This window comes from Aeromonas sp. 602658 (genome assembly GCF_049173005.1).
Lineage (GTDB): Bacteria > Pseudomonadota > Gammaproteobacteria > Enterobacterales > Aeromonadaceae > Aeromonas > Aeromonas veronii_A.
In genome coordinates, this window is the sequence record NZ_JAAKRF010000001.1 from 238,626 (window position 1) to 250,724 (window position 12,099).

Below are 12,099 nucleotides of genomic sequence, written 5' to 3' on the forward strand. Positions count from 1 at the left end.
TCTAGCCACAGATGCCATAACAGCACTCAGCACCCCCAGCGTTGTGCGCCACACCCGTTGCCACATACCACGCCGATTAATTGCTCAGCGATTGGATATCATTTTGAAAAACTGATACTTAACTAGCTACACTAGCGATTATCACCATACAGGGACGTGTAAAAAATGAGCTTGATTGGCTTGGTGCTGGCGTTGATCGCCATCCTTGGCGGCAACATGATCGAGGGGGGGCACCCCAGTGCACTGCTCGATCTGCCCGCATTCCTCATTGTGATCGGTGGCACCATAGGTGCTGCGCTGACCCAGTTCCCTTTCTCCGTCGTCGGCAGCACCATGAAGCGTTTCAAATGGCTGCTCTCCCCCCTCAAGCTCGATATGCATGAACAGGCCCAGTTGCTGGAGACCCTGGCAGGCAACGCCCGCCGTAGCGGCATGCTGGCGCTGGAAGGGATGATCGACGAGATCAAGGATCCTTTCCTGAAGAAAGGGGTGCAGATGATGGTTGATGGTTACGAAAAAACCAAGATACACGAGGTGCTGGAGAACGAGATCGAGTTCGAGCAGGAAGATCTCGAACAGACGGTCAAATTCTACGAAGCCATGGGCGGCTACTGCCCGACCATGGGGATCGTCGGCGCGGTGTTTGGCCTGATCCACGCCATGGGTCTGCTGGATGCCCCCGACAAGCTGGGCGGCGCCATCGCGGTGGCCTTTATCGCCACCATCTACGGGGTATCCGCAGCCAACCTGATCTTCTTGCCGTTTGGCAACCGCTACAAGGGGTTTGCCCACCAGATCCGCCACTACAAGGAGATGACCCTGACCGGCATTCTCTGCATCGTGGATGGCGAATCCCAAGCGCGCCTGCAAGTTACCCTCGAACCTTATCTGGGAGGTCACGGTGGCCAAAAAGAAAAAAGCTGAAGCACCGGAGAACCACGAACGCTGGCTGGTCTCCTATGCCGACTTCATGACCCTGCTGTTCGCCCTGTTTGTGGTGCTCTACTCCTTTGCCATGGCCAAGCAGTCCGAAACCCGGGTGCTTATCCAGGGCTTTATCGAGTCGCTGGGTAAAATCGGCCTCATCTCCCCGCCTGCCGGCTCACCTTTGATGCAGGGGGGCACAGGGATTCTCGAGCCAGAATCAAAAACTACGCCGAGCAGCCCGAAAGAGGAGACTGTGCTGGAGAAAGATGCCCCCATGGCTGCATCGGACCCCTTCAACGAGACCATAGGTGCCTCGGAAAAACCGAGCGCCACCGAAGCCTGGCCCCACAAGACCAAGGAGCAGGAGTGGGTGCAGGTGACCAAGCAGAAGCTGGAGCAGCAGCTAAAGGCCCAGATTGAATCGAAGGATCTGGAGGTCGAGCAGCTTGGCAGTCAGCTGGTGATCCGCATCGGCGAGAAGGCGCTGTTTCCCGCCGATTCGGCGTTCCTGCAGCCCCAGTTCATCCCGCTGGTCAACAAGATCGCCGGCATTTTGGCCAATATCCCGGGGCAGGTAGTGGTCACCGGTCATACCGACAACTCCCAAGCGCCGGTGGAGCTCTATCGCAACAACTGGGAGCTCTCTGTGCTGCGGGCCTCCTCCATCGTGCAGACCATGCTGACCAATCCCCAGCTGGATGCCAGACGAATCATCGCTCAGGGTGTTGCCGACACTCAACCCCGCTTTGCCAATGACACCCCCGAACATCGCCAGGCGAACCGCCGGGTCGATATCACCCTCTCCCAAGGCAAGGCCGCAGAAGAGTCGCTGCAACTGCTCAAGCCCTGATCCCCCCGCTCCTGCCTCGCGCGGGAGCCTCTTTATAAAAACAAATAACTCAATAATATCAACACCATAAGATCTTAATGATAATGATTGCCATTTATTGTCAAGTGGTCAGGCCTCTGCAATAATGCCGCCCCTCAGGCTTAAATAAAAACAATTATCATTATGAACAAACTGCTTCAGGCATGGCCGGCACTCCTGTGTGCCTCAGCTGGCGCGGCCGATCTTCCCCCTGTGGAGAAGGCTCGCAGCGACGACACCATCATTGTCACCGGGCAACGGGTACAACAGAAACTCTCCGATGTCTCCGGCTCCATCACCGTCATCACCCAGGAAGAGCTGGACCGTCAGGTCGCCAGCGAGCTGACCCATGTGTTTCGCAAGATCCCCGGTGTCTCGGTCACCGGCTCTGCCGGGCGACCGCAAAACATCAGCGTGCGCGGCATCGGTGGCAACCGCATCCTGCTGATCAAGGATGGGGTACGCGTCAGCGACGGCTTTGGCGCCGACAACATCAATGACAAGGTGGGTCGCTTCAACTTCGATCTCGACGACATCAAGCAGATTGAGGTGGCCAAGGGGGCCGGTTCCTCCCTGCACGGCTCCGATGCCATCGGCGGCACCGTGGTGATGAATACCAAGCAGCCGGAAGATTATCTGCAACAGCAAGATAGCTATCTGGCGGCCAAGACTCTCTACGGTGGCGACAGCAACAAGAAGAAGCTCAGCATGACCGGCGCGGTACGGGCACTGGAGAGCGCACATCTGTTGCGCCTCTCCGGCTGGCGTGGCAACGAAACCGCCAACTTTGAGGAGAACCGCATTCCGGCTGATTTGGATGGCATGAGTGCCTCCACCAGCAGCCGCCTCCCCCTCAATGCCCATCACGCTCTGCGGCTGGAGCTGGACTACTACGAGGATCACGCCAAACGCCAGATGGGGCCCAAAGCGGTGCCCCAACCCGATGGCAGCTGGGACGTGGTCGGTTTTCAGGAAGATGGCGATCAGCGCACCCAGGGCGGCAAGTTCAGCTGGGAGGCCAACGATCTGGGCATGATCGATACCCTCAACTGGAGCCTGTTTGGCAACCAGTCACGCAACGAAGCCAACCAGCGCCAGCTGCTGCGCAACGATGCCCTGAGCGGCTATCCCAGATATCGCAGCCAGCGCACCCTCTCCACATTCGAGGAGCTGCGCCTTGGCAGTGAGCTGGAGCTGCAGAGCAAGCTGAGCACCGGCTCGCTGGATCACACCTTCAGCTACGGTGTGGAAGTGGAGCAGGCCAACCACGAGCGGCCGGTCAGCAATTTGACCCTGGAAGATGGCATCACCACCCAAGGACAGAAAGCCCCCTTCAGCAAGGCCGAGACCCGCCGCGATGGCATCTGGCTGAGCGATGTGATCGATCTGGGCAGCTGGCAGTTTACCCCGACCCTGCGCTTTGACCGCCAGCGCCTGCGCGCACCGGACAGCAATCTGGCCGAGAACCACAGCGACCACATCTCCCCCAGTGTGGCGGCCAGTTACCGCTTCAACGAAACATGGCGCAGCTGGCTCAGCTATGCCAACGGCTTCCGCGCTCCCGCTTACGATCAGGTTTACGGCAACATTCCTCACTACTTTGCCATGCCGCCATTCGAGATCATTGCCAACCCCAACCTCAAGGAGGAGACCAGCCACAGTCTGGAGTGGGGAGTGAATGGCCAAAGCGACAACTGGAGCGTCAAACCGGCCGTTTTCTACAACCGCTACTACAACTTCATCGACTGGCGCCAGACCGGTTTTCGCCTCGATGACGGTGTCTTCCTGCGCCAATATCGCAACGTTGCCAAAGCAGAAACCTGGGGCGTCGAGCTGGCCGCCAGCCTCTGGCTGAGCGACGAGTGGGAACTTTCGACCAATCTGGCCTGGATGGATGGCAAGGATCACCGCGGTGAGCCGCTGCGCACCCAGACACCTCTCGAAGGCAACACCACCCTGCGCTGGCAACAGCTCGACTGGGGGGTTGAGCTCAGTGGCAACTATGCCGCCGCCATGACCAAGGTGCCCCAGTGCGCCAATGCGCAGACTGGCTACAACGGTGCCTGCCAGAGCAGCGCAGGCTGGTTCAGTCTGGATCTCACCGGCGACTGGCAGATCACCGAGGCGCTCAAGGTCAATGCCACCATCGGCAACCTGCTCGATACCCGCTATGTCCGCTATCAGGATGTGGCCGGACTCCCGGCTGGCAGCGACACCTCCCTCTACAGCCAGAGCGGCCGCTACCTGTCAGCCAGCCTCAGCTACCGTTTCGTGGGGATGTGATGAAGCATCATGCAATCATGGCGGCTCTGTTGGCCGTCCCGTTGGCGTGGGCGCAAGAGGCCCTGCCACCGCCAATCCCGTCCCAATCGCACCTGATTTCAGGCAATCCCGTACGCCAGGATCCCTACTTCTGGTTGCGGGACGAGAGCCGTAGCAACCCGGCCATTCTCGCCCTGCTCAAGCAGCAAAATCGCTGGAGCGAGCAGCAACTCGCCGCGCAGCAGCCGCTGGAAGCAACCTTGCGCGCCGAATTTGCCCGCCATCCGGCGGGGGAACCCGTGCCAGAGAACTGGCTTGTCCGCGGCGATCAGGCATGGCAGCTGCGCCCGGATGGCTCACTCTGGCAACGCCACGGGGGCAAGGTGCTGCAGCGGCTTCCCGCCAGAGCGGGTGAGGGCTATTACGAAGCGGGCGGCTGGGCACTGAGCCCGGATAACCGCACACTGGCCATCGCCGAAGACAGGCGCGGTGATCTCGACTATCAGGTCACCCTGCTCGATCTCCAAAGCGGCAAGGCGCTGACCAGTTTGGCACAGCGCAGCGCTGATCTCGCCTGGTCACAAGATGGTCGCACCCTCTACACCGTCGCCAACGAGCGCTACACCCTGCGCCCCTGGCGGCTGCGCAGCTGGCAGGATGGCCAGGAGCAGACTCTCTATGAGGAGCAGGATCCCGCCTGGCTGCTCAGCCTCTATCGTACCACGGATGGCCAACATCTGGTGTTGCAGGGCAACAACCACGACAGCTCGGAGCAGTACCTGCTCGACTCGGGCAAGCCGCAGCAGATCAAACCCCGCCAGCGCGGGGTGGAATACTATCTGGACAGTCAATCCGGCTGGGTGATCAAGAGCAACCGGGAGGGGGCGTTTGCCCTCTACTCAGCCAGCACGCCGCTCGGTGAGTGGCAGCGACTGTGGCCCGCCAAAGGGGAGGATCTCGGCGATCCCGAGAAGTGGCGACTGTTTGATCGCCATCTGGTGGTGCAGTTTCGCCAGCAGGGGGAGGATTGGCTCGCCCTGCTCGACCGCAACGGCCATGAACGCCAGCGCCTGCCGCTGGCCAGTGGCGCCGGTACCGGCTGGCTGCAAGGAGAACATGACCCGGCCAGCGACCGCATTCTGGTGCGCAGTCAGGGCTTGAGTCAGCCCCCCGGCCAGCGCTGGCTGGATTTGACCAGCGGCCAGTGGATCAACGACCAGCACACCGCAGGTAATAAAGCATTGCCCTATCAGAGCGAGCGGCGCTGGATCACTTCTGCCGATGGCACCCGGGTGCCTGTCTCGCTGGTGTGGCGCAAGGATCTGGCCCCCCGCGCCGTACTGCTCTACGGCTATGGCGCCTATGGCACGCCGATGCGCCCCTACTACCAGAAAGAGCTGTTAAGCCTGCTGGATCGGGGCTTTGTCTACGCCATCGCCCATGTGCGCGGCGGCGGCATGCTGGGGGAGCAGTGGACCCGCGACGGACGGGGCATCAACAAGCAGAACGGCATCAGCGACTTTATCGCAGCCGGTCACGCCCTGCGCCACTGGTCGCCCGACTCTGCTCCCCTGCCCCTGTTTGCCATGGGGGGCAGCGCGGGTGGCACACTGGTTGCTGCGGCCCTAAACCAGCAACCGACACTCTTTAGCGGCGCCGTGTTGCAGGTCCCCTTCGTCGATATGCTCGGCACCATGAGTGATCCCGCCCTCCCCTTGACCCGTCAGGAGTATCAGGAGTGGGGCAACCCGGCCAAGCCCGCAGAGTATCAGGCGATGCGCCGCATCAGCCCCTACGACAACCTGCACCGCGCACCCTACCCGCCCCTGCTGGTCACTGCCGCCCTGCACGACAGCCAGGTGCCCTACTGGGAGCCGGTCAAGTGGCTGGCCCGCCTGCGGGAGCACAGCACGGGCTCCGGCCCCTACCTGCTGCTGACCGAACTGGAGGGAGGCCACCGCGCCGGTGGTGGCGATCGGGCTCGTGAATTTGCCTTCTTGTTGCATCTGGCGGGGATCAATCAATGACCCTGCCGCTGATTGGGAGTACCACTATGAAACCCCTGTTGCCCGCCCTCTTGCTGGGGCTGGCTGGCTTTTCCACTCAGGCCGCCGAACTGCGTTTTGTCGAACAGGACGCCCCGGCCGATACCCGCCTCTGGCTCGAACAGCAGCTCGGCGTCACCCTGAGTGATGCCCCGGCCTATCAGCGCCAAGGCAAGCTGGGCCACTATCTGCATTATCGCCAGCAACTCAATGGCGCACCGATCGCCGGCCTGATGGCCGCCGTCAGTCTCGATGAGCAGGGTCGCCCGTGGCGCCTTTATCACAATACCCGGCCGATGCAGGCACAGGCGGCTCCATGTGATGAAGCAAGCCGCGCCGGGGTGGATGCCTATACCGCCACGCTGGATGGTACGGTGTGGCAATTCGCTGGAAGTGACGAAGCCCAGCCCTGGTACTGGCAGGATGGCGACACACTGACTGCGGCCTGGCGTCTGCTGGCGGTGGAAAGCCAGCCGGGCAACAGCAAAAGCAGCCACTGGCAACTGTTTGTCACCTGCGATGGCAGCGCCCTGCTGGGGCGCACGCTGCAAGAGGCCAACACCCGTGCCGAAGCGGTCCCGCTGGCAGGGGAAGCGGCTACGGTGCAGGCCCGCATCTTTGCCCTCGACCCACGCACCCAGCTGCAAGATGGCAACCTGCTGTGGCGCCACGATCTGGTGCTGGACAACCGGGCCTATCGCACCGTGCCGCTCACGGTACAAAAGGTGGATGACACCTACCAGCTAAATGGCCCACGCGCCCGGGTCGTGGATGGCACGGCGCCGGAAACTGCCCCCTTTAGCAGCCCTGATGCTGATGGCTTCCAGCTGGATCACCAGCAGCCCGCCTTCCTCGATATCAATGGCTACTACCATCTGGATCTGGCCCAGCGCCATGTGGAATCCCTTGGCTACCCGACGCTGATGGGCGGCCCCCTGGCCATCGATACCGATGCCGGGGAGCAGGACAACTCCCTCTATGACCCCTTCCTGCGCCGGTTGGAAATTGGCCGGATCGGGGTACCCGATGCGGAAGATCCCATGGTGATCTGGCACGAGTTTGGCCATGCGGTGCAGCACCATATCCTGCCCGACATGGGAGAAGAGGGTGACTGGGGCGCCATCGGCGAGGGCTTTAGCGACTATCTGGCCGCCAGCTGGCGCCAGCGTAGTCCAGAGGCTCGCCAGTTCGAGCCTTTCATGGTCTTCAACTGGGATGCCAGGATCAGCGGCCGAACGCCCCGTCAGCTCGATGATCTACGAGCGCGCTATCATCCGGGCTTCCTCTATCCGGCTCACCTCACCATCAACGGCAGCAACGGCGACCAGCTGTGGGGCACCCCGCTCTTCACCGCGCTGCGCCAGGCCGTTGAACAATATGGCGAGGTAGCCCGTGACGAGTTCGATACCCTGCTGATTGAATCCCACTTCGGCCTCGGCCCGCAGGTGCGGATGCCCCAGCTGGCGCGGGTCACCGTGGATACCGCCAACCGCCTCTATCCGGATCGCAGTTATGGCAAGCTGCTGGAGCAGGCCTTCCGCCACCACGCCCTGCTGCCCACTCCCATTGCGGCCCGCCTTGCCGATGACAGCTACCTGCTGCCCGGGGAGAAAAAGAGCCTCGCCATCGAATTGACCAACCAGAGCGGCCGCCCCCTGACCGTGGCTGATGCCAGCCTGCTCCCGAGCAAGGGGCTCATGGGTGACGGTCACTGGCAGGGAGAGCTCAATGCCAATGGCACCGCCCGCTGGACCCTGCCGCTGGAAGCAGTGAGCAACCTGACCTGTGGCGAGGCAGTCACCTTGCCGCTGCAGTTCCAGCTCACCCTGCCCAGCCCCACCGAGCGCCAGACCCGCCTTGACCTGCAACTGCCGATCGGTGAACCGCTCTGGCAGCGGGCCATCGGCCAGGGTGGCCAGATCAAGGATGCGGTGAGCGATGAACGGCACGGCCTGTCCCGCTTCACCCTCACCTTGCCCGAGAGCAAGGCCCGCATCGACAGCGGATTCGTGGTCGCCCTCGATCTGGAGCACAGCAAGCTGGAGCAGCTGGAGATCTGGCTCACCTCCCCTTACGGCACCCGGATCAGCCTGTGGAACAAGGGTTACGCCAGCCATACCCGGCTCAAGGGGGAGTTTCCCCGTGAACTGGTACCGTTCGAATCGCTGGATAAGCTGCACGGCGAACCGCTCGCTGGCCGCTGGCTGCTGGAGATCAACGACACCAGCGCCGGTGACACCGGTCAGTTGCGCAACTGGCGGGTCGCCCAGCAAGTCGGCGCCCGCTGCGACAAGGATGAAGCCCTGCCCAACACCGGCATCATTCCCCTTGAGCAGGATGAAGGGGGTGGCGGCACGACTTCCCCCCTGCTGCTGTTGCTGGCCCTCTGGCCCCGCCTCTGGCGCCGGAGCACCCCGCGCCGTTGAATCCTGCACCACGGGGGTTACCGCCCCCGTGAACCTGTGACCGAATCAAGGAATGTGAAGTGAAACCATCCGTACTGGTTATTGCAACCCTCTCAGCCCTGCTCAGCGCCTGTGGCGGCGGGGAAGATAACGCACCACTGGCGATCCCGGACTACCGGGTCGATGTCGTCCTGCCGACTGCCGGTACCCTGTGCGCCGATCTGGATCAGAATTGGCAATGTGATCCTGCCGACCCTGCCGTCAGCGGCGAAGGAGTTGTGGCCCTGGTCAGCCGTTCGGCCAACATCGTCAACTCGCCCCTGCTGTTCGTACCGAGGAGCGGTGGGCTGCTGCTGGCACATCCGGCCGCCAAAGGGGATCCACAACGGCTACAACCGACCCTGCTCAGCACCCTGTTGCAGAGCCGCATTGCCGAAGGGGTGGCCGCCGATCGCGCACTGACGCAGCTGCTGGCCGATCTCGCGCCACTGCAACCGGGCAGCGACCGCGCGGCCCTCGCAGGTCTCGGCCAGTTTGATCAGGCGCTACAACAGGTGGCGATCAGCTTGCAGCAACAGGCCCGCACACGCCTTGCCACCGCCAAGGAGACCCAGTTGCTCACCACCAGCTATCGCGCAATCAGCCTGATGCTGGCGCAATTGGCTCAGGAGTGGGAGCGCAACGGCCAGTTTGCTGAAGAGACCCAAAGCGAGCTGCTGACCCTGCTGGTGCAGCAGCAGCCACGCAACCTGCTGACCGTCACCGGTGTCACCACCTTCAGCGATGGCAACGATCCGCTGCTGGAACAGGAACCCGATGACTATCCGGGACAAGATGCCAGCTGGAATAGCACTCGTCCCCAGCTTGCCTACCGCAAACTCGATGATCGCGGTCAGGTTCTCCCCGACAACGCGCCGAGCTGGCAGTGCGTCAAGGATCTCAATACCGGTCTGGTGTGGGAGGTCAAATCGGATGATCCCTTGAGTCCTGACTGGAAAAGCAGACCCTTTGCCTATGAGGATGAGCAGTTCAAGGCGACCGCAGGCGAGCAGCAAGCGGCCTACCAGCATATTCATAAGAGGATCGAACAGCTCAGCGCCGAAGGAGATCTGTCGGCCCTCGCCCGGGCACAGGCGCTGACCACCATGCTGACCACCCGCGCGTATCAACAGTGGCTCAATGGCGAGCAGCGCTGCGGCATCAGCCAGTGGCGGCTGCCCACCATGGGTGAGCTGATGTCACTGATGCACTACGGCAGCCTGGCCAAGGACCCGCTGGGTCAACGCATCATCGTGGATACCCGTTACTTCCCGGATATCGCCCGCTCGGAAGATGACACCTACCATGGCTACTACTGGAGCGCCACCAGCAACACCGCCCAGCGCTTCTCCGGTGGCCCCATCAGCAAACGCACAGTCCTGCTCCTGGGAGAAGATGCGGGCACCACCTATCCCGCGCTGGTGCAGCAAGATACCTATATCGAGCTGATGCAGGTACGACTGGTCGCCACTCCCCAATAATCCGAGGAATATCATGAGCCTTTATCGCTTTTCGTTCGCCATGCTGGCACTGCTGGCCCCCCTGGCCCACGGTGCTGCCATTTGTGATGACACCATGGATCGCACCGCCCCCTCTGCCCGTTTTCTTGACCATGGCAACGGCACCGTCACGGATCAACACACCGGCCTCACCTGGATGCGCTGCAAACTGGGGCAGACATGGAGTGGCAGCAGTTGCCTGGGGGAACCGACTGTTTACTACTGGCAGCAGGGGCTGCAAGTGGCGGAGCGGATCCGCAGTGACAGCAGCCATGCTCTCTATCACTTCGGCGGTATTAGCCAGTGGCGCCTGCCCGACATCAAGGAGCTGGCGACCCTGGTCGAGCATGCCTGCTACAAGCCCTCTCTCAATGAAGCCATTTTCCCGCGTGCCATGGCGGGGGGCGGTAAAGAGGTCAATGAGGGCTATGTCTATCTGATGAGCAGCACGGTAACCTCCGCCAATGGTCAGCGGGCGTATCTGGATATCACCTCGGGAGATATCGGTCTTCGCGCCATTGGCGCCTACCCGGATCAGGTCTTGCTGGTCGCCAATAAACCCTGACCGCCCCACGCTCGAAACCGGAACGCGATGACAGGAGAGGCTTGAAAGCCTCTCTTTTTATTGCTCTTGCCACCCCCTATCTCACCCGCCATCACGCTCTTCTCCCACCTGTGCCCCCTGCCCGCGATACCGACCTGATCCGGCTTCGCCCGCGGCATTTACCCCTTTCAGGTGATAACGAGGAGCAGCTCTCTGCGCTTTACAGGCCTTTCCCGCCCGCCATAACCAACAAAAAAGTGCGCTTCTTAACAAAATTTAATTACCGGTTAACCGATTAATAATTAACCCGTAAAAATGACATGTAAATCAGTGCGAAAGTGTCATAATGCGTAACATTATTGTTAAGTCGCTTGATTAATTTGGTTAGGAAAAACCTCTATGTTTGCTGATATTTCTGCTCAACATTGGGCTTTTGCCATTTATGTCATCGGTGCCATCACCATCTGTCTGGTGATGATAGGCCTCGCCGCCCTGCTGGGAGGTCGCGCCTACGGCCGCACCAAGAACAAGCCATTTGAATCTGGTGTCGACTCGGTCGGCAGTGCCCGCCTGCGTTTTTCCGCCAAGTTCTATCTGGTCGCCATGTTCTTCGTCATCTTCGACGTCGAGGCGCTCTACCTGTTTGCCTGGTCTGTCTCCGTGCGGGAGAGTGGCTGGGTCGGCTTTATTGAAGCCACCATTTTCATCGGACTGCTGCTTATCGGCCTGATCTACCTCTGGCGCATCGGCGCACTGGACTGGTCACCGCGCAAACCGCAGCTGAACAACAAAAACAGTGATTGAACCACAGACCCTTTCCTTGAGGTTGCACCATGAAGTACACCCTGACCCGGATTGACCCGGATGCACCCGTTGAGCGCTACCCCCAGGAGCAGCGCCAGACCGTCGATGACCCACTGGCGCAAGAAGCGACGCGCGGCATCATGATGGGCCGCCTCGAGGAGGTGCTGCAAGACACAGTCAACTGGGGCCGCAAAAACTCCCTCTGGCCTTACAACTTCGGCATCTCCTGCTGCTATGTGGAGATGTGTACCGCCTTCACCTCCCCCCACGATGTGGCCCGCTTCGGCGCCGAAGTTATCCGTGCCTCGCCCCGTCAGGCCGATTTCATGGTGATTGCAGGGACCCCCTTCATCAAGATGGCGCCAGTCATCCAGCGCCTGTATGAACAGTTGCTCGAACCCAAGTGGGTGATCTCCATGGGGGCCTGTGCCAACTCCGGCGGCATGTATGACATCTATTCAGTGGTGCAGGGGGTAGACAAGTTCCTGCCGGTCGACGTCTACATTCCGGGTTGCCCGCCCCGTCCCGAAGCCTTTTTGCAAGCCCTGATGCTGCTGCAGGACTCCATCGGCAAAGAGCGCCGCCCCCTCTCCTGGGTGGTGGGCGATCAGGGGATCTACCGTCCCCAGATGCAGGCCGAAAAAGAGCGCAAGCGCGGCGAACGGATCAATGTGACCAACCTGCGCACGCCGGATGAGATCTGACC

At 61.3% G+C, this 12,099-nt stretch carries 10 protein-coding genes; all 10 read left to right on the forward strand.

The annotated features are described in order from the left end of the window. Window positions 1–165: 165 nt before the first annotated feature. The 10 genes from G5253_RS00975 to G5253_RS01020 all read left to right on the forward strand — a co-directional run bounded on the left by G5253_RS00975 (window position 166) and on the right by G5253_RS01020 (window position 12,097). Window positions 166–924: a flagellar motor protein gene (locus tag G5253_RS00975; RefSeq protein ID WP_213393038.1), complete on the forward strand. Its 759-nt coding sequence runs from the start codon at window positions 166–168 to the stop codon at window positions 922–924. Continuing rightward, window positions 902–1,777 (forward strand): flagellar motor protein MotB, encoded by an 876-nt coding sequence (locus G5253_RS00980; protein WP_047438379.1) that lies wholly within the window; start codon window positions 902–904, stop codon window positions 1,775–1,777. Before G5253_RS00975 ends, G5253_RS00980 begins: the two co-directional genes overlap by 23 nt. Window positions 1,778–1,939: 162 nt before the next feature. Then, entirely contained in the window at window positions 1,940–4,078 is a 2,139-nt protein-coding gene (locus tag G5253_RS00985) for a TonB-dependent hemoglobin/transferrin/lactoferrin family receptor (protein ID WP_266133879.1), read from the forward strand. Then, window positions 4,078–6,084, forward strand: a complete 2,007-nt coding sequence (locus tag G5253_RS00990; protein ID WP_266133878.1) for a prolyl oligopeptidase family serine peptidase — start codon at window positions 4,078–4,080, stop codon at window positions 6,082–6,084. The genes G5253_RS00985 and G5253_RS00990 overlap by 1 nt, the downstream gene beginning before the upstream one ends. Then, on the forward strand, window positions 6,081–8,528 hold the full coding sequence (locus G5253_RS00995) for a proprotein convertase P-domain-containing protein (RefSeq protein WP_266133877.1): 2,448 nt from the start codon (window positions 6,081–6,083) through the stop codon (window positions 8,526–8,528). The genes G5253_RS00990 and G5253_RS00995 overlap by 4 nt, the downstream gene beginning before the upstream one ends. A gap of 59 nt (window positions 8,529–8,587) precedes the next feature. Then, window positions 8,588–10,027, forward strand: a complete 1,440-nt coding sequence (locus G5253_RS01000) for a DUF1566 domain-containing protein (protein ID WP_266133876.1) — start codon at window positions 8,588–8,590, stop codon at window positions 10,025–10,027. Between the two features lie 13 nt (window positions 10,028–10,040). Beyond that, on the forward strand, window positions 10,041–10,610 hold the full coding sequence (locus G5253_RS01005; RefSeq protein WP_021231425.1) for a DUF1566 domain-containing protein: 570 nt from the start codon (window positions 10,041–10,043) through the stop codon (window positions 10,608–10,610). Window positions 10,611–10,651: 41 nt separating this feature from the next. Further along, a complete protein-coding gene (locus G5253_RS01010) occupies window positions 10,652–10,888 on the forward strand; it encodes a hypothetical protein (protein ID WP_152564689.1) in 237 nt (78 codons plus the stop codon). A 100-nt stretch (window positions 10,889–10,988) separates the two neighbouring features. Then, on the forward strand, window positions 10,989–11,393 hold the full coding sequence (locus G5253_RS01015) for an NADH-quinone oxidoreductase subunit A (protein ID WP_005344919.1): 405 nt from the start codon (window positions 10,989–10,991) through the stop codon (window positions 11,391–11,393). 29 nt (window positions 11,394–11,422) lie between these two features. Next, entirely contained in the window at window positions 11,423–12,097 is a 675-nt protein-coding gene (locus tag G5253_RS01020; RefSeq protein ID WP_005344917.1) for a NuoB/complex I 20 kDa subunit family protein, read from the forward strand. Window positions 12,098–12,099 lie beyond the last annotated feature (2 nt).